Source organism: Hydrogenibacillus schlegelii (assembly GCF_001653195.1).
In the GTDB taxonomy this organism is placed as follows: Bacteria; Bacillota; Bacilli; order Thermicanales; family DSM-22653; genus Hydrogenibacillus; species Hydrogenibacillus schlegelii.
This window is the reverse complement of sequence record NZ_JXBB01000012.1, coordinates 1-26,176: the sequence shown is the minus strand read 5'-3', so window position 1 is coordinate 26,176 and position 26,176 is coordinate 1. Positions and strand designations below refer to the sequence as shown.

Here is a 26,176-nt window from a genome sequence, read left to right as displayed (position 1 = left end):
CCTCCGTTCCCCGGCCCCCGCCCGAGCGGTCCGCCGGAGCGTCCCAGGGCCGCGGACGGGCGGGCGGCCGGCGCCCCCTTCGACGTCCTCACTTGACGTCCGAGGGAAGAAAATCGTTCGTAAACGCCCGATCCACGTCGATCGGCTGCTCGATCAACCCGGATGCATGCATCCAGTCGGCAAACCGCGCCCAGACCTCCCGCTTCTGATGGCCCCAGGACGGCCGGCCCTCGGCCCGGTCGCTGGCATCGACGCCGGCGAGGTACGCCGCGGACCGCCGGACGAGCTCCCCGTTTAACTCCGGCGCCGCCTTGAGGAGCACCTCGGCCGCCGCCTCCGGATCCGCGTACGCCGCCTGATAGCCTTTCGCGAGCGCCCGCATGAACCTTCGCGCCGTCTCCGGACGCTTCTCGAGCATCGCTTCCCCGGCGATGATCACCGGCGTGTAATAATCGAACACCGGATCGAGGTCCTTGAGGAACAGAAGATCGAGCGCCATCCCCCGCCGCTCCGCCTCGATGCCGTCCCAGCCGTAGTAGATCCACTCAAAATCCGCTTCCTTGCCGATCGTGGCAAAAAAATCCGCCTGCCCGAGGACGATCATCTTCACCTTGGAAAAATCGGCGCCGTATTTGGTCATGAGCGCCCGAAGCACCGCCTCCTCCGTCGGCGATCCCCAGCCCCCGTAGCGCTTCCCCTCGAAGTCCCGGACCGAGCGGATGCCCGCCTCTTTCAACGAGGCAAACGCCGACGTGTTGTGCTGATACAGCGTCCCCAGCGACACGACCGGCACGCCGCTCGCCCGGGCATACGTCACCTCTTCCTGATAGCTGTAACCGAAATCCGCCCGACCGGCCGCCACCGCCTGCGCCACCCCGCTTTCCCCCGGTTGGACGATCGACACGTCCAGCCCTTCCGCCGCGAACAGCCCTTTCTCCCGGGCCCAGTACAGGCCGAGGTGGTTCGTGTTCGGATACCAGTCGAGCATCACCGTCACCGCCTCCCGCGCCGCCCCCTCCGAAGGCGCCCCTTGTTCCGTTCCCGCTCCGCACGCGGTCAGGGCCAGGGCTCCGAAGACCGCCAGGGCGAACGCCCACCCCTTCATCATCCCACGCACCGCCGTCGCCTCCTTGATGAAAAAGATCTCGCCGCGCAGACGCGCAATTTTTCACCGGATTGACGCGCCCTTTCCGCATGATCCCGCTCATTCCGCATGGACCCGCTCTTTTCGCGTTGACCCGCCTTCTCCTTGAACCGGCGCGCCGAAATCCACCCTCCCGCCCCGTCTCCCCGCGCGTCCTTCCGGTTTACCGTTCCGCCGCGTCCATGGTCGGGCCTCCCCGCAGGCTCAGGCGGGCCATAAACTCTGCCGCCGCGAAAAAGAGAAGGCTCACCCCGACGATGACCGCGATCGCCGCAAACAGCCGCTCGATCGCAAACGACTTCGACGCCCGGATGAGATAAACGCCGAGCCCCTTCGTCGCCCCGAGCCACTCGCCGATCACCGCGCCGGTGACGCTGTACGTCGCGGCGATCCTGAGCCCGGCAAAAAACGACGGGAGCGCCGACGGCCAGAGGACGTAGCGGAACGCCGCCCACCGGCCGCCGCCCATCGTCCGAAGGAGCGCGAGCCGGCGGGGATCCGCCGTCCGGTACCCTTCGGCCAGACTCACCGCCAGCGGAAAAAACGTCACCAGCGCCACGACGAGCACTTTCGGCAACATGCCGTAGCCGAACCAGACGATGACGAGCGGCGCCAGGGCGATGATCGGCACCGTCTGCGACACGACGAGGAGCGGATAGAGGGCGGCCCGGACGGCGGCAAAAAAGGCCATCGCCGTCGCCACCGCGACGGCCAGAAGGGCGGCAAGCCCAAGTCCTGCCGCCGCTTCCGTCACCGTCGCCGCGGCGTGATCCAGGAGCACCGTCCGCTCCGCCCAGAACGCCCGCACCACCGCCGAAGGCGCCGGGAGAAGCCACGCCGGCACGTGAAACGCCCGGACGGCCCCTTCCCACCCGAGCATCAAAGCGCCGAGCGAAGCCGCCGCTTCCCACCGGAACCGGCCGCTCGCTCCCCCGGCGCGCCCCTCCGGCCGAAGGCGCGCCGTCGCCCGTCGGGTCGGGCGAAGGCGCGCCGCGGCGCGAACAAAAGGCCGGCGGCCGCCCCCGCCCCCGGCTTCATCTCCCGGCATCTTCGCCCCCCTTCCCGTCGCCCGGCCCGCCCGGGCGGCCGAACATCGGTGAACCGTCTCGGCGTTGTCCGGTACCGAAACCATCGTCGGAGATCAGGCCGCGTCATCCCGCCGGCGGCGCCGGCCGGAGCACGACGTGCTGGCAGGCCGTCACTAGATCGCGAAACCGGCGGTTCAGCTGCCCCTCCGGCCGGATCGCCCGCATGCCGAGAAAGGGGAGCGCCCGCACGACCGCCGACCGCTGGGCGTGCGCCGCCCGCCGCATCGCCCCGCCGAGCCGCCTCGCCGCCGCCTCGTCGAGCGTCCCCGCCGAAAGCCTTCGCTCCGCCTCCGCCACCGCGGCGAAAAAGAGGAGCCGCCCGTCGTCCGCTTCCGCCCGGAGCCGCTCGACGACCTCCCGAACCTCCGCCTCCGTCGGCGCGTCTTCCCCGAGCGCCGCCTCGAAAAACCCCCGGCCGAGCCCGATGCAGACGGCGCCGATCGACGCCTCGGCAAACAACAAAAACGGCAGCCGATAGACCAAAAGTCCCGGATCCCAAAGCGCCTCCCCGACGACGAACGACCGCTCTTCCGGCACGAACCGCTCCCGGACGGAAAACGTCCACCCGGAAGTCGCCACCATGCCCAACGCCGACCAGTCCCGCTCAAGCTCGACCTCCTCCGGGAAAAAAGCGAACGCCCGGACGACCTTCCCGGAAACCTTCGCCCCGGCGGCCGCCCCGCCGGAAGCCGGACCGCCGCCCTCCTCGGACGGCGCGCTTCCTTCCACGACCGCGTTGGCGGTAAACAGCGTCGCATACTGCGCCCCGCTCGCGTACCGCCAGCGGCCGCTGACGACGTAGCCTCCCGGCACCCGGCGGGCCCGCCCGGCCGGATGCCCCGTCCCGGCGATCACCGCCTCCGGCGGCGAGAAAAAAGCCCGGGCGATCTCCGGCCGAAACGACGGCACAAAATACCCGCCGCCCGAACCGATCTGGGCGAGCCACCCGAGGCTCCCGTCGACGGCCGACAGCGCCTCGTAGATCCGGACCGCCTCCCCGAGGGTGAGCCCGGCACCGCCGAACGCCTCCGGCACGAACAGCTTAAAAAGCCGAAGCGACCGCATCCACACGACAAGTTCGTCCGGCAAAAGCCCCGTCCGCTCCAGCTCCGGCCCCCGCCGGACGAGCGCTTCCTTTTCCGCCGCGATGGCGGAGAGGATCGCCGCCGTCCGTCCGCCCGGTTGTCCGTTCTCCGCCCGCTCGCCGGCGGATGGGTCCCGATCGTCCATCCGAAAATCCCGCATCAAAAAACCCCCACCTTCTCCGGCGGGGGACGGCATCTTCGGTTGGCGTTTTCGCGAATCCGAATTTCGGTTCCGAACGCGTCCGATCGACCCGTCGTTCGCCCCTCGATCGCCGCATCCGGATTCCCGAACGCCGCTCCCTCCGCCGGTCCGAACCGGATCAGGTTCAGGCGGTCTGCAGCGCCTCTGGCTGCACTCTCAGCCGGCTGCCCCGGCTCCCGCGCGGCCCGGGCGACCCTCGCCCGGTTCTCCGGTTGTCCCAGTCCGATGATCCCACAAAAAGATTATACCGCATCGCCCGCAAAAGGCCACACTTTTGTCCGCGGCGGCCCTCGGTTATGCTGAGGGTAAACGGCGGCCCGACCGCAGATCCGAAGATCCGAACCGCCGCCCGACGATCCGCTCCCGGCCCTCATCCGGCGGGCGTCTTTGTAAGGAGGTTTTCGATGGACTTTTTTCTGCTCCTTTTCTGGCTGTTTTTCTTCTTCACCGCGCTTCTTCCGATGCTTCAGCAAAAGCGGACGAACACCCTCCGAACCGAACTCATCCGCCGGCTGGAAAAAAAGCGCCGCTCCCGCGTCATCACCCTCATCCACCGCCAGGAAGCCCTGAGCTTCCTCGGCATCCCCGTTTCCCGCTACATCGACATCGAGGACTCCGAGCAGGTGCTCCGGGCGATCCGCCTCACCCCGCCGGAGATGCCGATCGACCTCATCCTTCACACCCCCGGCGGCCTGGTGCTGGCCGCCGAGCAGATCGCCTTCGCCCTCGCCCGGCACCCGGCGAAGGTGACCGTCTTCGTTCCCCACTACGCCATGTCCGGCGGCACCCTCATCGCCCTCGCCGCCGACGAGATCGTCCTGGACGAAAACGCCGTCCTCGGCCCCGTCGACCCCCAGCTCGGCGAATACCCGGCGGCCAGCATCTTGAGCGTCCTCAAAGCCAAGCCGATCGAAGCGATCGACGACCGGACGCTCATCCTCGCCGACGTCGCCCAGAAGGCCATGCGGCAGGTTCGCACGAGTCTGGAGGACCTCCTCCGGCGGAAGATGGACGAACAAATCGCCGCCGACCTCGCCCGCCTGTTCAGCGAAGGCCGCTGGACCCACGACTACCCGATCGGCACCGACGAGCTCGCCCGCTTCGGCATCCGCTTTCGCACCGACATGCCGGAAGAGATCTACCGCCTGATGGAGCTTTACCCGCAGCCCGCCGGCCGCCGGCCGTCGGTCCAGTACATCCCGTTCCCGTACGAGCGGCCCTACGAGCGGCCGGAGCGACGAAGCCGATAAAAAGCGTTTCCGCCCCACCGGTCGCCCGGGCAATCGGTCCGGCGGCCGTCAGCTCCCCTGATCCGCCGGCGGCCCCGACCCGCCGGCGGCCTCCGAGCTGCCGAAGAGCGAAAGAAAAGCGGCCTCCGCCGCCTCCGAAAGCCCTTCCGGCGCCTCTCCGACCGCCTCCGCGGCACACTGAAGCACCCGTCCGAGCCAAAGCGGCTCCGCCGGCCGGCCGCCGAACGGCCCTTCGTACGGCCACGGCCCGTCCGTCTCGAAAAGAAGCGGCGCCCCCCGCCGCCGGACCGCCCGGGCAAGCGCCCGGGCCCGCTTTCGATAACAGACTTCCGGCGTGACCGACACCCGGTATCCGGCGGCCAGGATCCGTTCGACGACGGCGGCCGGCGCCTTGAGCCAGTGAAAGTGCGCCTTTCGGACGCCTTCCTCCCGAAGGACGGAAAGCGCCTCCGCCGCCCCGTCGTAGACGGCATGCAGCGCGAGCGGAAGCCCGAGCTTTCGCCCCAGGCCGGCAAAAAAACGAAGGCGCTCCCGGACCGCCGACTTCTGATCGACCCGGGCATAGTGCGGAAGCCCGACCTCCCCGATCGCCGCAATCCGCCCCCGCTCCGCCCGGATGAGCGCCTCCAGCGCCCAAAGTTCCCGCTCCGAGGAAAGGGGCCGCTCCGGATGCTCCCCGAGGGCGGCGAAGACGAAATCGGGAAACCGCCGCTTCAGCTCCAGCGTCCGCTCCGCCGACGGCCGGTCGACCGACACCGCCAGCACCCCCCGCACGCCGCCCGCCCGCCACCGCTCGACGAGCCGCTCCGCCCGATCCCAGTCGATCGTTCCGTCCTCCCGGGCGACGATCGCCTCAAAGTGCAGGTGCGCGTCGAACATGGCGCCCCCTCTCCTTTTGGATCGGAACCGTCGGTCGACCGGCCGCCGGATCCCTGAACCGGCTGCCGGAACCGTGAACCGGCTGCCGGTCCGTTCTTCGGCTTCCGGATCGGGATCATCATCGTCTGCCGCGTCTCGTTTCTGAGGAAGAATTTCGAGGAAGAGGACGTCGGCCTCCCGCAGCGCCTGGACGGCCGCCTCCGCCTCGTCCGGCGTCGCCATCACCGCGCTCTCGACCCGGCGACCGCCGCCGTACGCCGCGCCGTGGGCCGACGCCAGCCCGCTGCAGAGGGTCGTCTTACGTCTTGCTCGACACGATGCCGAGCGTGCCGCCGCTGCCGAACCCGCGGGCGAGCGCCTCGGCGATGGCCCGGCCCGTCAGCGCCCGCTGGGTAAGCTGCTCCCCGAGCGAAAGCGCCATGTCGATCTCTCCTGCTTCGTTTGAGTCGCGGATTTTGAACACCGCGACCGGGCTTTCCCCCTTTGGCTGGACGAGTTTTCCCGGATTTGCCATTCGGATGTTCCCTCCACGGCCCGCCGTTTGGGGCCGCCCTTCGGCGTGTGCTACAATGATGGGGGTAAAGGAGCGGATCGCCATGGACTACTCGCACATGTGTCCGAAATACGAAGCGGCGGCCGAGGTGCTCGGCAAAAAATGGACCGGCCTCATCATCCGGGTGCTGCTCGGCGGTCCCAAGCGCTTCAAAGAAATCCGCGAACAGATCCCCCAGATGAGCGATAAAATGCTCTCCGATCGGATGAAAGAACTGGAAGCCCTCGGCATCGTCGAACGGCGGGTCTTTCCCGAGACGCCGGTGCGAATCGAATACGCGCTGACGGAAAAAGGCCGGGACGCCGAACCGATCATTCAGGCGATCCAGCACTGGGCCGACCGCTGGTTCTGACGCCCGGCGACTTTGGTCCGTCCGGCGACGCCCGGCGCCGCCCCGCGCTTCAGCGCCGCAGGCGCCGTCCCAAACTTCAACGCCACTGGTAAAGAAGCTTCGGCGTCGGCGAAAAATCCAATCGACCGGCGACGGCCCGAAGGAGCGTCTCCAGGCGACCGTCGCCGGTTTTTTCGTTGAGCAGCAAATCGAGGAGGACGTTTCCCCGCTTCTTTTCCGCGTATTCGATCACCGTCGCCTCTTTGAGGCCCGCCAGCGCCTTCGCCGCCTCGATCGCCTCGTCCAGGCCGCCGAAATCGTCGATCAGGCCGGCCGCCCTCGCCTGCGCGCCGGTGTAGACCTGCCCCGTCGCGAGTTTAAGCACCCGATCCCGGGAAAGCTTGCGCGCCTCGGCGACGAGGTCGACGAACCGGTTGAACGTATCGTCGACGATCGACCGGAACGCCGCCCGGGCGTCGTCCGACATCGGTTTGTACGGATTGCCCATGTCCTTGAGCGGCCCGCTGGCGACGATCTCTTCCGAATAGCCGATCGTCTCGGCCAGCTTGTGAACATTCGGCAGCGCAAAGATGACGCCGATGCTTCCGGTGAGCGTGCTCGGGTTGGCCAGGATCCGGTCGGCGGCCAGGGTCACGTAGTAACCGCCGGAAGCGGCCACTTCCCCCATGCTGGCGACGACGGGCTTCCCGGCCTGCCGGATTTTTTTAAGCTTCCGGTAGATCTCATCGGACGCGACGACGCTCCCGCCGGGGCTGTTCACGTAGAGCACGACCGCCCGGACGGCGTCGTCTTCTTCCGCCTGCTTGAGCTCCTCCATCAGCCGGGCAAACGAAAAGCCGTCCGACCCGAACAGCCCGCCGCCTTCTTCCAGCTGGATCACCCCCTCGAGGCGGATGACGGCCACCTTCTCCGGACCGGCGCCTTCCAGCCTCCGTTCCTCAAGCCCCCGATCGGCCGTCCCCCCGCCGGCAAAGAACGGGCCGAGCAGGCGCACGCCGGCGAGGCCCAGCGCGAGGACAACGATGATTGCCACGAAGGTGATCAGCGGACCGCGGCGCACCCCTTATGCCCCCCGTTCTTTGAGAAACCGCGCCACGTGCAGCACCGCCTCCCGCGCCGATCCGCGGGCACCGGTCACGATACGGATGTCCGTCTCTTCGAGCACCCGGACGAGCCCCGGCCCGGCGTGGTCGAGGATGAGGACGTCAATCCCGTTTTGCACGAGAAAATCCTTGATCGCCGCCTGAAACGCCGCCCACTCCGGGCCGCCCCGTCCGCCCCCGTGGCCGTGACCGCGGGCATGATGCCGGGGATCATGATCGGGCTCGGCGTCCCAATCGTGACCGGCGCCGTGATCATGGCCGCGGCCATGATCGTGGTCGTGATGATGATCATGGGCGCCGGCATGCCCGGGTTCGTGGTTGGGCTCCGGCTCATGATCATGAGGGTGGTCGCGATCATGATCATGCCCGTGACCGCCGCCGTGCGGCCCGGGGGGATGGCCGGGATGAAGGTGGTGGAAGGGGCTTTCGACTTCTTCCCAGCCGACGATCTCGAGCCCTTCGACCGTCGCAATCGCCAGCCGCTTTGCCCGCCCAAAATGCGGATTGATGCGACCGTTCGGCAACACGGCAAGCGCCATCTTCATCGGCGGTGCCTCCTTTTGCGATCGATGACCGCTCAAAGTTCTTCCGGCGACCTTGGCTGCCCGAGCGGCCCTCGCCGCTCTCCCGGCATTATAACATGAAATTCGGCGCCCTCATCGCTCCGACCCGACCGCCGGCCGGATCGTCGGCGGTCCGTCCCGGCCCACGACGACGCGGACGGCCCCCTCCCGACCGACCCGGTAAACGCAGGAACCCTCGCCCGGCCTTTCCGCCGGCGCTTTCGCCGCCGGTTCCTTCGCCCTGCTCGCGGCGTTCCCGAAGCCGCTCGCCGCCGGCACCCTCGCCCCGGCCGCGGCGCTTTCGGACCCCGCCGCCGGCGTCCGCGCGTCAGTCAAGGACGCCGCTTTCCGTCCGTGCGTTGCCGGCGCCCGCTCCGCCGCTCGCGCTTGCGTCAGCGCCACCGGCCCCGCCGCTTGCGTTTCCGTCGCCGCCCCCTCGCCCGTCGACCCCCCGACCGCACACCGGTCCTCCTCCACCGCGTCCCCTCCCGGCGGCTCCACCTCCCGCGCCGCCCGGTAATCGATCCGGATCCCGAGCTCGGGAACGTCCATGCGCCCGCCGCCGAAGGCGACGAGGCGATCCCCGAGCCGAAGCCGGTACCCGAGCTCGAAAGCCGGACCGCCGCGACCGGCGCCCGCGAAGGCGGCGGCGTCCAGCCAAGCCTCGCCGGCGCCGAGCGTCCACCCCGGTCCGATCGACGCGGCGGCGCCGGGGCAGCGGGCCCGTAACGTCGGAAGCATCGCCGGCGACGCGCCGGCCGGAAACCCGCGCCCACCGCCTTCCTCACCCGCCGCCCCTTCTCCTTTCGGCATCCCCGGATCTCGTGAAGCCGGCCCGGCCGACGGGATCCGCCTTTCCCCCGCGACCCCATCCTCGGAGGCGACGATCCAGATCCGCCGCACTTGAACGGCCCGACACACCTCCGCCAGCCCCCCGGCACCGACCGCCGCCGGCCCGACGACGATCCCCTCCAGACGGCGGACGGCACCGGCCCGGAGCGCCGGGACGACGCCGTCCCGCCAGTCGTCGACCGGCCTTCGGCGGCGCCGCCACGACAGGACGTCCGGCGGTTCGAGCGCCGCCTCGGCGACAAGAACAGAATATTTCCCGGGAAAATCGACAAGGAAAACGCGGGCGTCCCTGAGAGCAAAAAACGTGAGCCGGACTTCTTCCTCGGGAAAGCGGGGGCCGCCGAACGACGCGCCGAAAAGGCCGAACGCCGTCCCGACGCCGCCGGCGATGAGGAGGGCGGCCGCCGCCCGCCGCCGGCGGCGGGCGGCGGACTCCGGGCGAACGCCCTCGACCGCCTCCCGATGCCCACGCCGAACGTCCCGATTCGGCCGCCGGCGGAACACCGGCGGGTAAAGCGGCCGGAGGTCCGCCCAGGCCAGTCGCCGCCGGACGCCCTCCAGCACGCCGAGGATCCCCAGGGCCGAGACGAAAAGGCCCACCGTCTGTAACGCGCCGCCGAAAGAGCGGGCCGTCCCGGTGACGGTCGCCAGCCCCTCGACCCCCCGGTGCAGGGCGGAAAAAAACGCGGCCGCCGGCCAGGCCAAAAGCGGCGCCGCCCGCGAATCGACCGCCTGCAGGATCGCCGCCAAAACGGTCGACGCCGCCGCCGCCGGAAGGCCGAGGGCATAAAGCGGAAGCAGCGCCGCATTCGCAAAGGGCGAGATCGCCGGCCACGCGCCGAGGTGGCCGAGAAGAAAAAGGGCGCTCAGCCCCTCCGTCAGGCCAAGCGCGGCAAGCCCCCGGCCGATCCGATGGGCGTGACTCTCCGGAACCCCCCGCCGCCTCAGCCAAGCGGCGGCCCCTTTGCCGAGCGGCGGCGCATAGCGGACGAGCGCCGCCGTCAAGGCAAACGACAGCTGAAAGCCGAGGGCCGTCACCTGCCGTGGCGCGACGAGCAAAAACAAAACCGCCGTCCAGGCGAGCACCGCCTCTTTGTCGGCGACTCGGCCGACCCGCCGGGCGAGGCCGTACGCCGTCACCATCGCCGCTCCTCGCAGGACGGGGATCCCCCCGCCGGCGAGATATGCGTACAGCCAGACGAAGGCCAGCACGGCCGTCTCCCGCGTCCGACGGCCGATGCCGGCGGCGCGGAGCGCGGCGGCGACGGTCCCGGCCAAAATGCCGACGTGCACCCCGGAGACGACGAGCAGGTGGTAGACGCCGGCGGCCTGAAACGCCGAGAGCGTCTCCGCCCCAAGCCCGCTTTTGTCGCCGAAGACGACCGCCAGCGCGAGCGCTTCCGCCTCCGGCGGCGCCGTCCGGAACGCCTCCCGGGCTGCACGAAGCGCCGACTGCCGAAATCGCGCCGGCGGCGGCGCATCGGCCAAGACGCGGGTCTCTCGAAAAGCGCCGGTGACCGTGTAGGCGATTCCCTCTTGCCAGAGGAAGCGTCCGAAATCAAACGCGCCGGGGTTTTTCGGCGCCGGAAGCGGCCGAAGGACGCCGGTGACGTAGACCGTGGCCCCTTCCGCCCAGCGGCCGGCCCCAAGGCGCTCCTCCGGCCGCTCCAGCCGAAGACTCGCCCACGCGAGCGCCGGACGAAAGGCCGCGGGCGCACCCGGCGCCTCATGCTGAAGCCCCGTCCCGCCCTCAGAGTCGGCCCCGTCCCACCGGATCGCCCGGAGTTTCAGCCGGACGATCACCCGGTCGCCGTCGACGATCGCCGGCGAGGCCAGCGTGCCGACGCCCGAAAACGAACGGCCGTCCTCCGGCAAACGGACGGACCCCGCCGCCTTTTCTTCCTCGAGGGCCGCCACGGCCAGGCCGAGGCCGAAAAACGCCGCCGCGACCAATCCGGCCAAAACCGCCGCCCCGCCCCCCGCCGATCGGGCCTCCCTCCGGATCGCCGCCGGCCACGACGGCACGTTTGACCGGCCGGCCGCCCACCCCACGGCGACAAAAAACAAAACGACCGCCGCCGCCGTCAGGCGATCCGGCGCATAATACGTCGACGTCCCCCCGATGAAGGCCAGGACCGACGCCGTCCCATTGAGCCGAAATCGCCCCATCGCCGGCGTTCCCTCCCCCGGCCGTGCTTGAGCCTCCGGTCGCTTCCCGTTCTTGGAGGCATGGCCGGCGCCCTTCGATCGCTCCTCGTAACGCCCCCTCGACGGGGGCTTCCCGACGCACCGGTCCTCGAGCGCTCCGGCCGCCGGCGATCGAAGGCCGGCGCTACGGCCCGACGGTGACGTACGGCAGAAGCCGCTCGAGCGTCTTCGGCCCGATGCCGCTTACGTTTTTCAGCTCCGTCACGTCGCGAAACGGCCCGTGCTCCTCCCGGTACGCGATGATCGCCTGCGCCCGGGTCGGTCCGATCCCGGGCAGCGTCTGAAGGAGCGCGGCATCGGCCGTATTGAGGTTCACTTTCGCCGTCCGGCCGGCCGCGCCCGACCCGGCGTCCGCCCCCGCCGGCGAAGATCCGCCGGCTTCGGCCGCCTCGCCTTTTTTCGGCACGTTGACGACCGCCGCGTCGGCAAGGACGGCCGCCCGGTTGACCCGGTCGACGTCCGCCTCGGGAAGAAGGCCGCCGGCCGCCTCAAGCGCCTCAAACACCCGCGCGCCGGCCGGGAGCCGGTAGACGCCGGGCCGGGCGACGGCCCCCTTGACGTCGACGAGGATCTCCGACCCCGCTTCGGCCCGCCCGGCCGCCGCATCGGGCCGTCCCGCCGCCGCTTCCGCCCGTCCGAACGCCGCTTCGGCTTCCCCGACCGCCGCTTCCACCGCCGCAGCGCCCTGCGCTTCGTCCGCCGCGCCGCTCGGCGCCGCCTTTCCTTCGCTCGGCGATTCGGCAAACCCGGCCGGTACCGCCACCCAGTCGCCCGGGCCGTCCGCCGGCTTGAGCGTCGGCCAAACCCACGCCGTGAGCGCATAGCCGCCGACGAAAAGGATGAGCAGCCCGTACGGCCAAAGCTCGCTCAGGCGACCGTCCCTCCGCCAACGGTCGAGCGCCGTCCAAGCCGCCCGCGCCGCCCGAACCGGAAGCGCCCCCCCGATCGGCCACCGCATCCTTCCATCCTCCCTTTTCCCGACCGTCTGCCTGTTTTTCTCGATTTCTCCGATCCCGGCCTTCCGCCGCCGTTTGGGCGCCGCAGGTCACGAACCGGATCCCACCCGCCGGTAGTAGACCTCGTCCGCCCAGAGGCGATCAAAGAGCGCCGTCAACGCCTGCACGGCATCGGGATCGCCGATCCAGACGAGAAGCTCTTCGTTCAACGCGGCGGCGGCCGCCGTCCAGTTGTACGACCCTGCGGCGGCGAGGCGCCCGTCGATGAGGACGAGCTTCAAATGCATCAGCCCCGCCCCGTCGTTCACCTTGACCGGCACCCCGGCCGCGCGCAGGCGGGCAAGGCCGGAGGCCGCCTCCGGCCGTTCGACCTCCCGCCGATCGGTGATGAGGCGTACCCGGACGCCCCTCTGCTTCGCCCGTTCGAGCGCCTGGACGAGCGCCGCATCGTCGAGGGCATAGACGGCGACGTCGATCGCCTGCCGGGCGGAGGCCAGCGCCTGGAGAAGCGAACGGCGGGGGTCTTCGCCGTGCAACGTGAGATAAACCGCTTCCTTCGGCATAAGCGGCCCGAACGAGACGATCCGCCCGAGGGCGTAACCGAAGCAAAACAAAAGCGCCACCCGGACCGCCCACGCGCCCGTTTTCCGCCCTTGCGGCATCCTCATCCCGCCCGCGCTCCCGACCGGCTCCGACCGAAGTCGCCCGTCGACCTGCACGCCCGCGTCCCCTCCGCCGCCCGGCGTTTTTCCTTCCGATGCTCCTAAGCCGCCGGAGCCGCCGCCCGTCCCGGCGCCTCATCTCCGACCGCCCGATCTCCCTCGAAACCGCCGGCGGCCGGAGCCCTGCGTCGATTCCTCCACGTTCCGGCCAAAGCCGTGCCTGCTCATCGCCCTTCCCACGGCCGGTAGCGCCGTCCGTCCGACCAGATCGTCTCAAACACGTCCGCAAGCCGCGCCGCCGCCGGCCCCCGGACGGTGATCCAGAGTTCCTCGTTCCGCTCCGTCGCCGCAACCGTCAGGTTGTACGACCCGAAGCCGGCCTCCGCCCGATCGACGGCGAGAAGCTTCAGATGCATCGCCCCCGGGTGGACGTTCGTCCGAATCGGGATGCCCGCCGCGGCGAGGCGCATGAGCGCCCCTTTTTGCGCCCCCTGCCGCGCCTGCCGCTCGTCGGTCAACACCCGCACCCGGACGCCCCGGCGGGCCGCGCGGACGAGCGCATCGACGATCTCCCCGTGCGTCAGGGCAAACGCCGCCACATCGACCCGCTCCCCGGCGCCGTCGATGAGCTCGACGATCGCCCGATCCGGCGGACTCCCCTGGCGAGGCGCATACACCGCCTCAACCGCCGGCCACGCCTCGAGCGCCGGCGGCCCATCGGCGCTCCCCACGGCATAGCCGAAAAAAGCGACGGCCGTCCCGCCGGCGATCGCCCATCGCCTGGTTTTCATCGCCATCCCGGCCTCTTCTTTCGATTTGCCTTTATTCCGGGCCCCGGCAGGCGTGCCGCTTCGGATCGTAGCCGGACCAGTTCGTCCGCGCCCAGCAGGCGAGCCGATCCCGGAGGCCGCCCGGCCCGTCGGAAAACGACCGCAAAAACGTGTATCTCCGCTCGATCCGATCGTATTCCGCCGGAAGCGGCGCGGTGAGAAGATCCGGCGCCGGCATCGCCACCTCCAGCGTCCCGGCGGCCCATGCCGGAAGGCGCGGCGTCTCCCGAGCCCCCGATGCCGCTTCGAATCGAACGTCCGCTGCCGAAACGGCGCTCGCCTCCGCCGGCGCGTCCGCCGCCGGATCCGGCCCGGCAAACGCCGCGACGCGGATCGTTCCGACCGGTCCGTCCGCCGGCCGACCGGCCCGGTCGACCCAGCGGCCGGCACGGGGCGCGATTTCCTCGAGCGCTTTGAGCGCCTCCCGCTGCCGGCGGCACGGATCGAGAGGGCGGAGCTTGAGCTCGGAAAACCGAACCTGCCGCCTTTCCTTCTCCGACCCGCCGGAAATAAACGACCCTTCCTCGTTTGTCTCGCCGGAAAGAGTCGACCCTTTCCCCCCGGCCCCGCCGGATAACGGCCGCCCCTCCTCCATCCCCGCCCCGGAAAACGAAACCATCTCCCAGCGGAGCCATCCCCGGCGCCGAACAACGCCGTCCCCCTCCTCGATCGTCCAGAGCGCCGAGTGGGCGCCCTCCGCAGAACATCCTTCATCCACGCCGGCATCCGCTCCGGCCGTCGCCCCTTCCCAAAGCACCCGCCACGCCGCGCCGTCTTCCGGAGGCGGCACCGCCTCCGGCGCAACCGCCGCCAAAAGACGCATCGCGACCGCTTCTCCGTCCGATGGCTCCAGGCGCCATGACACGCACACCGTTTCCCCGGCGAGGCCGGTCGCGGGAAACGAGACCGCCCACCCCTCCCCGGGAGCAAACATCGCCTCGAAGCTCCCCTCCCGGGAAAAATCGACCGACGCCGCAAGCGCTCCGATGCCGCCGCCGGCCGCCGAACCGCCGAAAGGATAAGCCGAGGCGAAAACGATCGGCTCCGAGTGCGGAAGCTCGGCCGGCAGGCAGTACGGGAGGGCAAAGACGAACGCCGCGCCGCTTTTCACCAGCGCCTCCAGATCCGCTTCGGCCCAAAAAAGCCCCATCGCCTCTCGGCGCTCGACGATCCGCTCGAGGACCGAGACGGCAAGAAGCGAAACGACGGCGAGCGAAAGAAGCGCGATCGGAAGCATCCACCCGCCCTCCCGGCGGCGGGCGTCGGTGCGCCGTCCGGCCCGAGATCCGGCGGCCGCCGCCTCGGCCGAAGCGACGGAAGCGACGGCGGGAAATTCGCCCTTCCCGGTCTTCCCGCGGCCCCACCCTCGCCCGAAGCCGGCCTGACCGTCGCCGAGCCCGGGGCCGCCCTTCCGACGGATCCGCAAGCCGGTCTCGCCGCTCTTTTTGCTCCGGATCGTTCCACCCCGCCCCCTTCATGATTCGCGTCGTTTACAGCGATCCGCCGGGGCACCCCGGTGGGTTTTCCGGAACCGTCCACCGCTCGTCGACCGGCCAGGCGAGGTAAACATCGAGCCGGCCGGCTTCCTCCGGCCCGTCCGCCGACGTCGTCCGGCGCCAGCGCACCCGCACCCCATCGGCGAGCGCCGACGGCGGCTCGTCCGTCGCGAACCGGGCCAGTTCCAATCGGGGCCGGTCCGAATCCGGCTTCTTCCCATCCGTCCGAATCGGGCCCTGGCGGGAAAACTCGAGCAGCGTTCCTTCTTCCCCCGTTTTTCCCCAGCGCAGCCGGTACGATCCCGTCGCCGATCGGTCCGCCGCCCGATCCAGGCGAAGCTCGAATCGCCGTCGGCCCGCTTCCGACCCGCCGAAGTCGGCGGCGAGCACCGGCCCCATCGGGCCCTCCTCGAAGCACGGGTGAAAGGGCTGCTTCCGCACCTGATTCGGGTCGACCGCCCCGGCGCCTTTTTCCCCCGTCCAGCCGTCGGCATACGTCACCCACTCGCCGCGCAGATACGCGCCGGCATACAGGGCTTCCAGCCGGCGCACACCGGCCGCATCGAACGCTTCCAGCCGGATGTGGGCACCGCCGATGCTCCGGACGAGAAGCGGGAGAAGAAGCGCCGCCACCGCCAGCGCCACGAGCGCCTCCGGCAACGTAAACCCCCCGTCGCGGCGAGACGGCGTCCCCGCCTTGACCGTCCCCGCCTTACCCGCGGCCCCCGATCCCGCTCTGCGTTCCCGAGGCCCCGAGCTCTCTTTGTTTTCCCGAGGCACCGATCTTCCTCTCTTTCCCACGGTATCGCCCTTTCTTGCGACCGCCGTCCTCCCGATGCTTTTCCATCGCACCGGTGTCGCCGTGCAGAAACGGTCGTCCCGAAGCGGTCGATCCAGGGGGGCATCGTTCAACGCCGGCGCGCTTCAAGCCGGGATTTTCCGTCGGCGCCCGCATCACGATGGCCCCTTTTGTTATGGCGGCCAGGCCCGAAACACGACCGCCGTCCAGAGACGCATCCGGCGTTCCAGAGGCGGGCGATCGGCCGAAACGGGGAGCCGGAGCGTGACGTCGACCGGCACCGCCGCCCGAACGGCGTGAGCGTCCGACCAGACGGCCGGCGATCCGATGGCGTAGGTGAAAGCGACCGTCGGCACAGGCGCGGTTCGTCCATGCCCCGGCCCGCTTAAGGCAAACCCTTCCCGCTCGACGGCCGCCTGAAGCGGCTCAAGCACCCCCTGCCTGACGGCGGCTTGAGCCCGAGCGGCCCAGGCCGCCACCTCCGACTCCGATGGCCCATCCGCCGGTGCCTCTCTCGCCCCCGCCGCCGGCCCACCCGGCACCGCATCCGTCGCCTCCCCGAGCGCCTCCGCCCCATCGACGACCGGCGGCCAGCGGGCGAGGACGTATCGAGCGGCCTCAAGCAGCGTGGCCTCGGCCGCCTCCGCTCCGACCTTTTCCCGGACGCCGGCCAGGAGGTGAACGATCGCCGCGAGGAGCACCGCGATCACCCAGAGCGCGATGAGGACCTCGACGAGCATCCAGCCGCCGGTCGACCGCCGGCGGATGAGCCGATCGTCTGCCCGCTTCTTAGCGCCCCTCGCAGCGCTTCTCATACCAGACCCCCGTCGGAGTCGCCAGGCCAAAGCAGCGCCCCCCGACCGATCCGAAGGTCAGCCGGACGTTCGGCGTCCCGGGCACGACGCGGCCGTTTTGTCCAAATCCGTACGAGATCGGCCCCGTGTTCGGGGAACGTTCCGAGACTCTGGCGACCTTGACGCCGCCCCCCGTTCGAACCCACCAGACGGCGCGTCCGATCGACCCCTGAGACGATCCGTCGTCGGAAAAATCCACCTTCGCCGTTTCCGTCATCAGCCGGGCGACGACGGCCGCCCGGACGACGTCGATTTCGACGCGGGCGGCAGCGCCTCCGAGGCGGATCCCCTCCGCCCGCCGGAGAAATTGTTCGCCGAACGGAAGGAAGACGGCGGCGATCGCGACCACGAGGGAGAGGCCGACGAGGATTTCGGCGAGCGTCGCCCCCGCATCCCGGGCGAGGCAGGGCACCTCGGGTCGGACGGCAAGCGAAGCAGGGGCCCGCCCTGCAACGATCGGCTTCGAAGCGTCCCGCGACGTCAACCGGCATCGCCCCCTCCGAACCGGCAGCAAAACCAGCGACCGCTACAACCGGGCCATGAGATCGAACACCATGCCGAAAAGCGTCCCGGCGACGAGAAGCACCGCGCCGCCGACGACGAGCACCGCCGCCGGTTCGATCCAGCGGACCGCCGCCTCCGTCCGCCGCTCGAGTTCCGCCTCCAGGCGGGCGGCGTAGGCGTTCAAAAGCTCCACCAGCCGCCCCGACCGCTCGCCGCTTTCCACGTAAAGCCGCCAGTCGTCCTCCAACCACGGCGTCTCTTCAAACGCCCCGGTCAGCGTCGCGCCGGCGAGGAGCCGGGCCTCCAACCGGCCATACCAGGCTCGAAGCACCCGCCAGGGCGTTTCCGCCTGAAGCAGCCGGACGGCGGCCAACACATCGTGGCCCGCCTGAAGCAACAGCCCGAGCGGCTCGATCGCCTCCCGCGTCAAAACGAGGCGGACGAGGCGCCCGAGCGGCCCGAGGCGGACGAGGCGGCCGACGGCCGCCTCCGAGCCCCGGCGGACCGCCAACCCGACGCCGGCCGCTCCCCCGCCGATCAGCCCGGCGACCGCCAGTCCGCCGATCAGGCCGGCGGTCCAAGGGGCGTCAGACCCGAGCGGCCCGTCCACCGTCTGAGCGGCGGCGCTTCCCGCAAGGGCCGTCTCCAGCGCCTGAAGCCTCGGCCCGAGGCCGGCGAGCAGATACCCGAACAAAAGAAGCGCAAGCGCCAAAAGAAAAGCCGGGTAGGCGAGACGGGCGCGGATCGTGCGCCGAAATCGAACCCGTCTGGCGTAATGGTCGCGAAGATGAGCCAGCTGGGCGGCGACATCTCCCGTCATCTCGGCCAGGGCCAGCGCGGCCAGGGCATAGGGCGGCCAGCCGATCGTCCGAAATGCATCGGAAAGCCGCGCCCCTCGTTCCACCGCAGCCCGGGCGTCTCGGAACGTCGGGCGAAAGGACGGCGGCAAATGCCGCTCGGTCGCCTCAAGCACCTCGAAAAGCGGAAGTCCCCCGGCGGCAAGCTCCGAAAGAGGGATTAGCACCCGCTCGAGAACGGGTTCCGTCCACCGCGGCCGGCGGGTCGGCCGTCCCTTTCTTTGAAAAAACCTCTGGCGGATTCCGGTCACCGTCCGATCCCCCCGGGATCGCCGGTCCACACCGCGGTCAAAGCGATGACCGGCCGGGAAACGCCGCCCACCCCTCCCGCCGACGGAGCGTCGCCGGCGGCCGACCCTGCGGGCACCGGTGCGCCCGTCGATCCGGTCGATCCTCGCCTCGGTTCGCACGGTCCTTTGAACGGCGGCCCGATGCTTTCTCCGACGGACGGAACGACCAGTTCAAACGCCGGAGACGGCACCACACCGAGTCCACCGCAGGTGTCGCACCCTTCGCCGGGGTGAGACGGGCCGAACCGGGCCGACCCGTCGTCCGACGGCGCCGCACCTGAACGATCGACCGCGCCGTCCCCGGCGCCGCCGACCCGTCCATCGCCCGCCTTTTCCGAATCCTTACCCCCCACGCCGGCCCTACCCCGACTCCCGTTCTCGACGCCGGCACTTCTTCGCCCCTCGTTCCCCATGCCGGCATTTCCTCGGCTTTCGTTCTCCAATCCAACGCGCCTTCGGCGCCCGTCTCCGGGTCCGGTCGTTCTGCCGTCAGCAACGACCGTGTCTGATCGCGCTGCCCCCGATGCGTTCCCCGTACCACCGCAGTGAATGCACATCCGGAAATGCATTCGCTGGCCGATGACGCCGAGAAGCGTCCGAGACACCCAGGCCGGTTCGGCGCCCAGTTCCAGCAGACGGAAGACGGCCGAGCCGGCATCGTCGGCGTGGATCGTCGCCAGGACGAGCGTCCCGCTGAGGGCCGCCCGGACGGCGATCTCCGCCGTCTCCCGGTCGCGAATTTCCCCGATGACGAGGGCGTCCGGATCGTGCCGAAGAATGGCCCGCAGCCCGGCGGCGAACGTGAGCCCGATCTCGTCGGCCACCGCGATCTGATGCACGCCGGGGAGGCGGGCCTCGACCGGATCTTCGACGGTGTAGATGACCGATCGGGCAGGATCGAGCGCGCCGACGAGGGCATAGAGCGTCGTCGTCTTGCCGCTTCCCGTCGGGCCGGCGACGAGAATGAGCCCCGCGGACGACCGGAGCCACGCCCGGACGACCTCCGCCTGCTCCGGCGGCATGCCGAGGTCCGTCGGATCGCGATAGCGGGCCTCCGGGTAGAGAAACCGCGCCGTCAGCTTCTCGCCGGCGACCGTCGGCAACGTCGCCACCCGCACCTCGTACCGCCGGCCGCCTTCGCCGACGTAGTCGAACGCCCCGTCCTGCGGGAGCCGCCGCTCGGCGATGTTGAGACGCGCGAGCAGCTTCAAGCGCTGCAGGAGGGTTTCCCCCTCCCGGCGCCCAAAGTCTGCTAACGAAACCAGCCGGCCCAGAACGCGCATCCGCAGGCGAAAACCGTCGGCCGTCGGTTCCAGGTGCAAGTCGCTCGCCCGCGCGGCGACGGCGCGGGCGAACCACGGCGCCTCCGGCATCCCCTCCGCCTGCACCATCCGTCCAACCTCCCCTCCCTCATGGCCGTTCAGACGACCGGTGACCGTCCAAACCGACCGATCGGTTTGGAATTCAAGATTTTACCCGCTTTCTTTTGTCTTTTTTTCCTTATCTTCTCGATTTTTATTGTTGCTTCTCACCGTTTTTTTGCCAAATCACCTTCGACGCCCCGCCTTCGGACGTCAGGGTGAACCCCCCGCCGTCGCATGTCGCTTCCACCGTATCATCCAGATACGCCGCCCGACCATTCTCTTTATCCTTAAGCTTGCTGAGCACCTCGTCGATCGTTTGTCCGGGATCTTCGCCGTGGTCGAGCCGGTATTCGACGATCGCCTGCGTGATGAGCGCCGCCTGGGCATGACAGAGCTTTTCGTCCGCCCGCGCTTTGGCCGAAAGAAGGCGGGGCGTGACCAGCGCGAGAAGCACGACGATGAGGGCCAGAACGACAAGAAGCTCCGTCAGCGTAAACCCCGCGGCAGCCGACGATACGCTTGCGCTCGGACGCCTCCCCACCGCCGGCCCCAGCGGGCCACCGTTCCGCCGCGGTTTCGTCGGCGCCGACGACAATGACGACAATGCGGTTCGCACCTGGTTCGGAAAACCTACCTGACTTTCACTTCAGGCAGGGACCCCGCCGAACCAGGCAGTCACCTCCTTTCGAAAATCGGGGTCTGGGCCCGGGAGTCCCACCCGGTGTGCTCACGGGAAGGTCTTCCTTCCCTGTATCCCGGACTCGCCTGCACGGACTCACGGGGTGCGCGCTTCACCCGCAGAACGGAGTGCGCCGGGGTAGAGGCGGCGAGAACCGCCGCCGCGAGCACCGCTCTGTGAGAGTCGCCCTACCGGGTTTGTCCGAACACCCGGCCAAACGGAGTCACCGGAAGGCCAAAGCAAGCGTTTTGAGTTCGCGCCAACAGGAGAAGAAACTTTCCTGCTGCCAGCGGGCAAGCCCGTTGTGCAGAAGAAGCTTCGTCTCCAACGGATGAAGCGCGGCCTCGACCTTCCGGGTCATCCCGATTCCTTCCCTCGGTCGGAGATCACCCGTCGGTTTCCGCCGTTCTTTCACCCGAAGCACGAAGTCCCGAACCTCGCGCGTGATGCGCTCCCTAAAACCCATAGCCCGCCTGCCGATGACCAGGGCCGCCGCACCGTGAACGGGAACGCCGTATTTCTTTTCGTACTTGAGCCGGCCGATGGTGGAGGTGTGCTGGGGCGGGACTTGTTTGTACCCAACGTTCTCTTTGATCGCCCGCCGCAGGATCGCCATCCCGATCGCCGCATAGGGAAACTGGGAAGCCATGCGGTTGAAGGCCTTCTCCGTGTCCAGCCTCCCTTGACTGAAGCTCAGGGATTCCATCGCTACGGGTTTTCCGAGAGCTTTGGCGATGTCCACGACCACCTTGGCCAGGACGCCGATGAGATACCGGCGCCGGAACCCGGAAGCGTACGCGAGTTCGGGGACCCGGAGATATAAAAATCCCGATGGATACAGGATGACTTGAAACTCCCCGTCGTATTTGCCCAGGTTCTTCGGATGGGGAATCCGGAATCCCTTCGGCCACGGTTCGGGAAGGCCGCGGGAAGAGACGTTGGCGAGCCCCACGCCGTCGGGGTTGATATCGACGGCGAGGGCGCCGCGCGAAAAATCCGGCGCCGGTTGATCGTCCAGTTCCAGCGCGATGTGAACGCGAAAGCGTCCGTCCAGGCCCCGGATCAGTTCCACGGTGTACGGCCGCTTTTCGGCGAGCCACCCGAGAAGGCGCGCCCGGTGCTTTGGGGGAATCCAGAGTCGCCCAAGGACGCGGGGCGCCCGGCGCATGATCGGTCGCCCCAGGGCGTCCACGCCGGTCGGCTCCGACAGATGAGAAATCGTGACGGCCATGCGGAATGCATGCCCGTCGAAGGTGATCTTCAGGTTGGGGTTGCCGCCTTTGGTGCGGTCCCCGCGGGCGTAAAGCCGGTTCTTGCGGGCCGCCCGCCATTCGTCCCGGGTGGCCTTTCCCTTGCAGACGTTCCGCCAGAGCTTTCTTCCTCCAAAGATCGCGGGCGGGACGGTTCCGTTTTCTTTGTGTTCTCTTAACTCCTTCAGTTTCTTTTCCAGCGCGGAAACGCGCGCCTGTCTTGCCCGGACGGTCCGATCGAGCGTCCGGAGTTCGTCTTTCGGAAGGCCGTTCTTTTCGGCCCGGCTCCGTTTCTCCATGGCCCAGCCGAGTTTCTTTCTCGCCCGCCGAAGCTTCGCTTCGGTCGTGTCGATCTCAAGCTCCAGAAGTTCTTTCTGCGCATCGATCATGCCTTGCGCCTTCAGGCGGGCATCGTCGACATAGCGGGAGTTGAGGCCAAAAAGATCCTGCCCTTGCTTTTTGATTTCCGTGCGGGAAAACCCCTTCAAAATCCGCTTGTAAGACCATCGCAGGCAGGCGGAGAAAAGCCGCATCTCGGTGGTCAGGGGATCTTCTTCGCCCCGGGCCCACTTCCCGGACCGAAAGGCCGGGTAAACTTCGGGGAAGAATTCCCCGACGATCGTGAAGCTATTCTTTCCCGACACGCCGCATCAGCTCCTGAAAGCCCCGGCGGATTTTCCTGCCCCCTCGGGCGCCGTCGATCCGAGCGGAAAAAGACGTGATGATGGCCAGAAGATCCTGAACGAGCTCCGCGTGCGCCTCTTCCGGTTCTTTCGGCGAGATCACTTCGATTTCTACGCCGCAGGACTTCAGATGCCGTTCGAGAACGTCGAAACCAAACCGCGCCAGGCGGTCGGGAGAGAGGTTTCCCGCTTCGGCCTCTTTTTTCGTTGAGATCCGGGCGTAGAGAGCGACCGCATCGGCTTCTGTTTCGTTCATCCCTCCTGCCTTCAGGATGCGGTCGATTTCTTCTACCGGGTATCTCCTGTGGCCGCTCGGAAGCCGAATCGGTCGGATGAGCCCTTTTTTCTCCCACTCCCGGAGGCGGTTGGGGTGCACGCCGAGCTTTTTCGCCGCTTCGCGGATGGATAGAAGTTCCATGTCTTTAAAGTATCAGAACAGTAAATTTCAGTCAAGAACAGGGTGGTTATTTGTAACTGCACGATCCTCCTCACGAACGGTTTTAGGGCTCGTCCCTTTCGGACGGGCTGCAGCCGCCCCGGTTCGACATTATTCGACATTCAATTCATTTATCAACATTTTTCTGTTTTTTTAGCCCAAAAATCTTCCTTTTTGTCGACTACCGGTAATGTACCACGGCCCTCGGCCTTGGTCAATCGAATGTTCGTTCTATAGGCGGGCTGAATTCACGGCGCATGGATATTTAAGGAGGTTTCCCCGCGTATCACGCAACGGCAAAACAAATCCGCCGTAAGAACGGTTTCCTACCCAATAAGAGCTTTCCACGGGCGTGGCCGCCAAGCATCCCTTTGACTGACGTCAACAACCCAGGTAAGCCGATCACGGGACTCAAGAACATAATGCGGGTGGTGCCGCCGGACCTCTTGGCCTGGCTGAAAACCGACGCCGGACATCGACATGCGGTCCACCGCCAATGTGATTTGCTTCGCTCTCTCATAAATCGCGGGATAAAACAAAAGCTGGAGCCTCATATTGAGCGTTCGTCCGTTCCCCTCCTGATATTCCAGAGGGAAACACAGGAGGTATTGATAGCCCTGATCATCGAGGACCTGCTCCGCCCCACCCCACCCGGCCAACAGGAGGGTCGTCCCTTCTGGCAAATTGAAGAGCTTTTTATAGGATATTTTTGTTTGCAACGTAAGAGCGAACCCGTGACGACCGATCGCCACTTCACTGAGGGTGACTGGATATCCGTTTGCGGAGGTGGAGATGTTCGGGTGAAACACTTTCATGGATGATTCGAGCAGAGAACGAGGCGAAGGAATGACGCGCGATAACAGATGGCGAATCGTCTCGATTGCCCCAATACGAGCATACTTTTCTTCGGTGTATGCAATGACATCCGCGTGACTTGGCAGATCTAGAATTTGAGTTAGTATAGATAGTATAGAATTATCATCTCTATTATCAGCAACAAAAGCAATAAACATCCGAAACTCTTCATCCTGACTGTAGTAACGCAGCTTATTTAATACATTTTTCAATGTCTCAAGCGATATTGTGGTCGGGTTCGCCGTCTCAATGTCACGCAGCAATTCCAGAATCGTTTCTGTTAAACGGGGAGGCTTTCCAAGCTGCTGCAGATGTATACCAAGCTGCTGCAGATGTATATTATGTTGCTCCGCTCGTGAGGCGCGGTAAGATGCGTGTAAATTAGTCCGTAAACTTGTGAGTGCTCTCCATAGAACCATACGCACAACCGTATCACCGGATGTCTGTTCAAGCCATTTTACAGGATCTTCTGCCCGTGATAAATTATGCAGCAATGCCTCTTCTTCTTCGGGAAGTCGAGGAAGTTCGGCGTTAGGCGGCAGTTGAGACAACGCTCGAATCTGCGTCATCAGTCGATATTCTACCCAAGGCTTCTCCACTTTCATCGTTTCCCTCCATATTTTGCCAGATTCTGTTGCCACAAGCGAAGCGAGGAAGATTTCCTCATGAGCGGGACAGACGCCAACGGTCCACTCGTGGATGGTTTTACGATCACTGGGTTATATACTCAGTATCACTGGGATAGCGAAACGCACAAGTGCCGCTCCATGCAATGTGTGATTTGATTAAAAGATACCAAAACCACCGATCTTCGTCAATCGAAAATACATTTTAATCCGGCGAAAAGACATATCCGGCGCGACGGACGAAGGGGCAGTAGACGCACCGAATTCACGGCGCAAAAAAGCCAAAACGCGGGATCGGCGTAAAGCGCCGTCCCGCGTTCCATCGACGATGTTAAAAATGGGGCGGTCGAAGGGATTCGAACCCTCGAATGCCGGAGCCACAATCCGGTGCGTTCACCGCTTCGCCACGACCGCCACCTGGTGGAGGGGGACGGATTCGAACCGCCGAACCCATGAGGGAGCAGATTTACAGTCTGCCGCGTTTGGCCGCTTCGCTACCCCTCCACATGACGTTCGCTACCCGCACGCCTTCGGTCGCAACCGAACCGACGCGCGGTCTTTCCCGACGCGACCGCCGTTCCTTTTTCCCTTGGTTTCCTTTCTTCTTTTCTTAGATAAGATAAGAATATCTCCTTCGAGAGAATGCGGCCGATCGCGTCAGTCGCGGTGGTGGCTCGGGACGGAATCGAACCGCCGACACGAGGATTTTCAGTCCTCTGCTCTGCCAACTGAGCTACCGAGCCATAAAAAGAAAAGAATGGTCGGGATTACAGGATTCGAACCTGTGACCTCTTGGTCCCGAACCAAGCGCTCTACCAAGCTGAGCTAAATCCCGACTGAACCCGTCCGGCAAAATCCGGCCGGCATGAACTGGAGCGGGCGATGGGAATCGAACCCACGCATCCAGCTTGGAAGGCTGGAGTTCTACCACTGAACTACGCCCGCACACCGGAAGCCGGGGAAAGGGTGGTGCGGGTGGAGGGACTCGAACCCCCACGCACGAGGCCCTAGATCCTAAGTCTAGTGCGTCTGCCGGTTCCGCCACACCCGCATCTCGGGAGGGCGTCTTAGGCGCGCTCGGGCATCCGTCACGCCTTTTCTCTCTCTACTTACACCATTTGGCAGTTAAAGCATGAATGGCGGTGCTGACGGGACTTGAACCCGCGATCTCCGGTGTGACAGACCGGTGTGTTAACCCCTACACCACAGCACCGCTTGGTTGCGGGGGCAGGATTTGAACCTGCGACCTTCGGGTTATGAGCCCGACGAGCTACCGAACTGCTCCACCCCGCGATGGGAGAAGAATGGTGGACGATGACGGTTTCGAACCGCCGACCTCTTGCGTGTGAAGCAAGCGCTCTCCCACTGAGCTAATCGTCCACCTTCAAGCTGGTGACCCGTAGGGGATTCGAACCCCTGAATGCCGCCTTGAAAGGGCGGTGTGTTTGTCCACTTCACCAACGGGCCACGGACGTGGTGCTCCCGACAGGAATCGAACCTGCGACCTCATCCTTACCAAGGATGCGCTCTACCGACTGAGCTACAGGAGCAGGGATTTCGTAGGGGCAAAGAGCATTATACAGCGCATCGACGCAGAATTCAACCCCTACTCCCTCAAAACCGGATCGTGGGGGGCAAAGCCTCGACCGATTCGGATCCGTCAGCTTCACGCGTTACCGCGCTTCCACCTCGGACCGATCGACCTCGTCGTCTACGAGGGGTCTTACCCGGTCAAGCCGGTGGGAAATCTCATCTT

The 26,176-nt window shown here is 67.1% G+C and carries 24 protein-coding genes, 11 tRNA genes, 1 rRNA gene and 1 riboswitch; of the genes, 3 read left to right on the top strand and 33 right to left on the bottom strand.

Annotated features, from left to right (window positions below; all coding sequences use genetic code 11):
- Positions 1-88: 88 nt before the first annotated feature.
- The 3 genes from SA87_RS04405 to SA87_RS13085 all read right to left on the bottom strand — a co-directional run bounded on the left by SA87_RS04405 (position 89) and on the right by SA87_RS13085 (position 3,477).
- Complete coding sequence (locus SA87_RS04405) at positions 89-1,108, bottom strand: ABC transporter substrate-binding protein (RefSeq protein WP_245637652.1); 1,020 nt, start codon at positions 1,106-1,108, stop codon at positions 89-91.
- 199 nt (positions 1,109-1,307) lie between these two features.
- A complete protein-coding gene (locus SA87_RS04400; protein ID WP_082910470.1) occupies positions 1,308-2,192 on the bottom strand; it encodes an ABC transporter permease in 885 nt (294 codons plus the stop codon).
- 103 nt (positions 2,193-2,295) lie between these two features.
- The gene (locus tag SA87_RS13085) at positions 2,296-3,477 is read right to left on the bottom strand and encodes an acyl-CoA dehydrogenase family protein (RefSeq protein WP_211264151.1); all 1,182 of its coding nucleotides are present in this window, start codon (positions 3,475-3,477) and stop codon (positions 2,296-2,298) included.
- Between the two features lie 120 nt (positions 3,478-3,597).
- Positions 3,598-3,709: riboswitch (TPP riboswitch) on the bottom strand.
- Between the two features lie 214 nt (positions 3,710-3,923).
- Here SA87_RS13085 and SA87_RS04390 point away from each other — a divergent pair.
- Positions 3,924-4,769 carry an SDH family Clp fold serine proteinase gene (locus SA87_RS04390; RefSeq protein ID WP_066199718.1) on the top strand — a complete coding sequence of 282 codons (846 nt, stop codon included), beginning with the start codon at positions 3,924-3,926 and terminating at the stop codon, positions 4,767-4,769.
- Between the two features lie 48 nt (positions 4,770-4,817).
- Here the strand turns inward: SA87_RS04390 and SA87_RS04385 are convergent, their stop codons facing one another.
- Both SA87_RS04385 and SA87_RS04380 read right to left on the bottom strand, forming a co-directional pair.
- A complete protein-coding gene (locus SA87_RS04385) occupies positions 4,818-5,648 on the bottom strand; it encodes a TatD family hydrolase (protein WP_169793250.1) in 831 nt (276 codons plus the stop codon).
- Positions 5,649-5,946: 298 nt separating this feature from the next.
- Positions 5,947-6,162: a hypothetical protein gene (locus tag SA87_RS04380; protein WP_066199712.1), complete on the bottom strand. Its 216-nt coding sequence runs from the start codon at positions 6,160-6,162 to the stop codon at positions 5,947-5,949.
- Positions 6,163-6,244: 82 nt separating this feature from the next.
- On the opposite strand from SA87_RS04380, the gene SA87_RS04375 reads away from it, so the two are divergent.
- The gene (locus SA87_RS04375) at positions 6,245-6,553 is read left to right on the top strand and encodes a winged helix-turn-helix transcriptional regulator (RefSeq protein WP_066199710.1); all 309 of its coding nucleotides are present in this window, start codon (positions 6,245-6,247) and stop codon (positions 6,551-6,553) included.
- Between the two features lie 76 nt (positions 6,554-6,629).
- Here SA87_RS04375 and sppA read toward each other — a convergent pair whose 3' ends face one another.
- Positions 6,630-7,586 carry a signal peptide peptidase SppA gene (gene sppA, locus SA87_RS04370; protein ID WP_169816904.1) on the bottom strand — a complete coding sequence of 319 codons (957 nt, stop codon included), beginning with the start codon at positions 7,584-7,586 and terminating at the stop codon, positions 6,630-6,632.
- Positions 7,587-7,616: 30 nt separating this feature from the next.
- Complete coding sequence (locus SA87_RS13080) at positions 7,617-7,775, bottom strand: NifB/NifX family molybdenum-iron cluster-binding protein (protein ID WP_156423462.1); 159 nt, start codon at positions 7,773-7,775, stop codon at positions 7,617-7,619.
- A 60-nt stretch (positions 7,776-7,835) separates the two neighbouring features.
- Between SA87_RS13080 and SA87_RS14225 the strand changes: the two genes are divergently transcribed.
- On the top strand, positions 7,836-8,300 hold the full coding sequence (locus tag SA87_RS14225; protein WP_169816903.1) for a hypothetical protein: 465 nt from the start codon (positions 7,836-7,838) through the stop codon (positions 8,298-8,300).
- A gap of 12 nt (positions 8,301-8,312) precedes the next feature.
- Here the strand turns inward: SA87_RS14225 and SA87_RS04360 are convergent, their stop codons facing one another.
- The 26 genes from SA87_RS04360 to SA87_RS04230 all read right to left on the bottom strand — a co-directional run.
- Complete coding sequence (locus SA87_RS04360; RefSeq protein WP_066199703.1) at positions 8,313-11,240, bottom strand: ComEC/Rec2 family competence protein; 2,928 nt, start codon at positions 11,238-11,240, stop codon at positions 8,313-8,315.
- 163 nt (positions 11,241-11,403) lie between these two features.
- Positions 11,404-12,237 (bottom strand): ComEA family DNA-binding protein, encoded by an 834-nt coding sequence (locus tag SA87_RS04355; RefSeq protein WP_066199698.1) that lies wholly within the window; start codon positions 12,235-12,237, stop codon positions 11,404-11,406.
- Between the two features lie 87 nt (positions 12,238-12,324).
- Positions 12,325-12,903, bottom strand: coding sequence for a phospholipase D-like domain-containing protein (locus SA87_RS04350; RefSeq protein WP_156423500.1), 579 nt, complete (start codon positions 12,901-12,903; stop codon positions 12,325-12,327).
- A gap of 218 nt (positions 12,904-13,121) precedes the next feature.
- Positions 13,122-13,694 carry a phospholipase D-like domain-containing protein gene (locus SA87_RS13460; protein WP_066199694.1) on the bottom strand — a complete coding sequence of 191 codons (573 nt, stop codon included), beginning with the start codon at positions 13,692-13,694 and terminating at the stop codon, positions 13,122-13,124.
- A 25-nt stretch (positions 13,695-13,719) separates the two neighbouring features.
- Positions 13,720-15,153 carry a hypothetical protein gene (locus SA87_RS13455; RefSeq protein ID WP_066199689.1) on the bottom strand — a complete coding sequence of 478 codons (1,434 nt, stop codon included), beginning with the start codon at positions 15,151-15,153 and terminating at the stop codon, positions 13,720-13,722.
- Positions 15,154-15,217: 64 nt separating this feature from the next.
- Positions 15,218-15,883 (bottom strand): hypothetical protein, encoded by a 666-nt coding sequence (locus SA87_RS04335; RefSeq protein WP_066199686.1) that lies wholly within the window; start codon positions 15,881-15,883, stop codon positions 15,218-15,220.
- A gap of 312 nt (positions 15,884-16,195) precedes the next feature.
- A complete protein-coding gene (locus SA87_RS04325) occupies positions 16,196-16,837 on the bottom strand; it encodes a hypothetical protein (protein ID WP_066441354.1) in 642 nt (213 codons plus the stop codon).
- Positions 16,812-17,288 (bottom strand): hypothetical protein, encoded by a 477-nt coding sequence (locus tag SA87_RS04320; protein WP_211264149.1) that lies wholly within the window; start codon positions 17,286-17,288, stop codon positions 16,812-16,814. The genes SA87_RS04325 and SA87_RS04320 overlap by 26 nt, the downstream gene beginning before the upstream one ends.
- 114 nt (positions 17,289-17,402) lie before the next feature.
- Entirely contained in the window at positions 17,403-18,404 is a 1,002-nt protein-coding gene (locus tag SA87_RS04315) for a type II secretion system F family protein (protein WP_169816902.1), read from the bottom strand.
- An 80-nt stretch (positions 18,405-18,484) separates the two neighbouring features.
- On the bottom strand, positions 18,485-19,918 hold the full coding sequence (locus tag SA87_RS04310) for a GspE/PulE family protein (protein ID WP_066199676.1): 1,434 nt from the start codon (positions 19,916-19,918) through the stop codon (positions 18,485-18,487).
- A 124-nt stretch (positions 19,919-20,042) separates the two neighbouring features.
- Entirely contained in the window at positions 20,043-20,432 is a 390-nt protein-coding gene (locus SA87_RS04305) for a prepilin-type N-terminal cleavage/methylation domain-containing protein (protein ID WP_066199674.1), read from the bottom strand.
- Positions 20,433-20,793: 361 nt separating this feature from the next.
- Complete coding sequence (locus SA87_RS04300) at positions 20,794-22,464, bottom strand: transposase (protein ID WP_066199672.1); 1,671 nt, start codon at positions 22,462-22,464, stop codon at positions 20,794-20,796.
- Positions 22,448-22,921, bottom strand: a complete 474-nt coding sequence (locus tag SA87_RS04295) for a MerR family DNA-binding transcriptional regulator (RefSeq protein WP_066199669.1) — start codon at positions 22,919-22,921, stop codon at positions 22,448-22,450. Before SA87_RS04295 ends, SA87_RS04300 begins: the two co-directional genes overlap by 17 nt.
- Before the next feature lie 344 nt (positions 22,922-23,265).
- The gene (locus SA87_RS13065; RefSeq protein WP_156423428.1) at positions 23,266-24,399 is read right to left on the bottom strand and encodes a hypothetical protein; all 1,134 of its coding nucleotides are present in this window, start codon (positions 24,397-24,399) and stop codon (positions 23,266-23,268) included.
- Positions 24,400-24,758: 359 nt separating this feature from the next.
- A tRNA-His gene (locus tag SA87_RS04285) sits at positions 24,759-24,834 on the bottom strand.
- Between the two features lie 4 nt (positions 24,835-24,838).
- A tRNA-Tyr gene (locus SA87_RS04280) sits at positions 24,839-24,924 on the bottom strand.
- A 163-nt stretch (positions 24,925-25,087) separates the two neighbouring features.
- A tRNA-Phe gene (locus tag SA87_RS04275) sits at positions 25,088-25,163 on the bottom strand.
- A gap of 15 nt (positions 25,164-25,178) precedes the next feature.
- Positions 25,179-25,255, bottom strand: a tRNA-Pro gene (locus tag SA87_RS04270).
- A 36-nt stretch (positions 25,256-25,291) separates the two neighbouring features.
- A tRNA-Gly gene (locus SA87_RS04265) sits at positions 25,292-25,365 on the bottom strand.
- A 22-nt stretch (positions 25,366-25,387) separates the two neighbouring features.
- Positions 25,388-25,471, bottom strand: a tRNA-Leu gene (locus SA87_RS04260).
- 86 nt (positions 25,472-25,557) lie between these two features.
- Positions 25,558-25,633 (bottom strand) — tRNA-Asp (locus SA87_RS04255).
- 3 nt (positions 25,634-25,636) lie between these two features.
- Positions 25,637-25,713: transfer RNA gene (locus SA87_RS04250), tRNA-Met, on the bottom strand.
- A gap of 12 nt (positions 25,714-25,725) precedes the next feature.
- Positions 25,726-25,800 (bottom strand) — tRNA-Val (locus SA87_RS04245).
- Between the two features lie 10 nt (positions 25,801-25,810).
- Positions 25,811-25,887: transfer RNA gene (locus tag SA87_RS04240), tRNA-Glu, on the bottom strand.
- A gap of 7 nt (positions 25,888-25,894) precedes the next feature.
- Positions 25,895-25,970, bottom strand: a tRNA-Thr gene (locus tag SA87_RS04235).
- A gap of 80 nt (positions 25,971-26,050) precedes the next feature.
- A 23S ribosomal RNA gene (locus SA87_RS04230) occupies positions 26,051-26,176 on the bottom strand; the annotation flags it as partial.

Bases quoted from the DNA above. Each gene is read 5' to 3' on its own strand.
- SA87_RS04405 (WP_245637652.1), bottom strand. From the start codon at position 1,108: ATGATGAAGGGGTGGGCGTTCGCCCTGGCGGTCTTCGGAGCCCTGGCC.
- SA87_RS04400 (WP_082910470.1), bottom strand. From the start codon at position 2,192: ATGCCGGGAGATGAAGCCGGGGGCGGGGGCGGCCGCCGGCCTTTTGTT.
- SA87_RS13085 (WP_211264151.1), bottom strand. From the start codon at position 3,477: ATGCGGGATTTTCGGATGGACGATCGGGACCCATCCGCCGGCGAGCGG.
- SA87_RS04390 (WP_066199718.1), top strand. From the start codon at position 3,924: ATGGACTTTTTTCTGCTCCTTTTCTGGCTGTTTTTCTTCTTCACCGCG.
- SA87_RS04385 (WP_169793250.1), bottom strand. From the start codon at position 5,648: ATGTTCGACGCGCACCTGCACTTTGAGGCGATCGTCGCCCGGGAGGAC.
- SA87_RS04380 (WP_066199712.1), bottom strand. From the start codon at position 6,162: ATGGCAAATCCGGGAAAACTCGTCCAGCCAAAGGGGGAAAGCCCGGTC.
- SA87_RS04375 (WP_066199710.1), top strand. From the start codon at position 6,245: ATGGACTACTCGCACATGTGTCCGAAATACGAAGCGGCGGCCGAGGTG.
- SA87_RS04360 (WP_066199703.1), bottom strand. From the start codon at position 11,240: ATGGGGCGATTTCGGCTCAATGGGACGGCGTCGGTCCTGGCCTTCATC.
- SA87_RS04355 (WP_066199698.1), bottom strand. From the start codon at position 12,237: ATGCGGTGGCCGATCGGGGGGGCGCTTCCGGTTCGGGCGGCGCGGGCG.
- SA87_RS04350 (WP_156423500.1), bottom strand. From the start codon at position 12,903: ATGAGGATGCCGCAAGGGCGGAAAACGGGCGCGTGGGCGGTCCGGGTG.
- SA87_RS13460 (WP_066199694.1), bottom strand. From the start codon at position 13,694: ATGGCGATGAAAACCAGGCGATGGGCGATCGCCGGCGGGACGGCCGTC.
- SA87_RS04325 (WP_066441354.1), bottom strand. From the start codon at position 16,837: ATGAGAAGCGCTGCGAGGGGCGCTAAGAAGCGGGCAGACGATCGGCTC.
- SA87_RS04310 (WP_066199676.1), bottom strand. From the start codon at position 19,918: ATGGTGCAGGCGGAGGGGATGCCGGAGGCGCCGTGGTTCGCCCGCGCC.
- SA87_RS04295 (WP_066199669.1), bottom strand. From the start codon at position 22,921: ATGGAACTTCTATCCATCCGCGAAGCGGCGAAAAAGCTCGGCGTGCAC.
- SA87_RS13065 (WP_156423428.1), bottom strand. From the start codon at position 24,399: ATGAAAGTGGAGAAGCCTTGGGTAGAATATCGACTGATGACGCAGATT.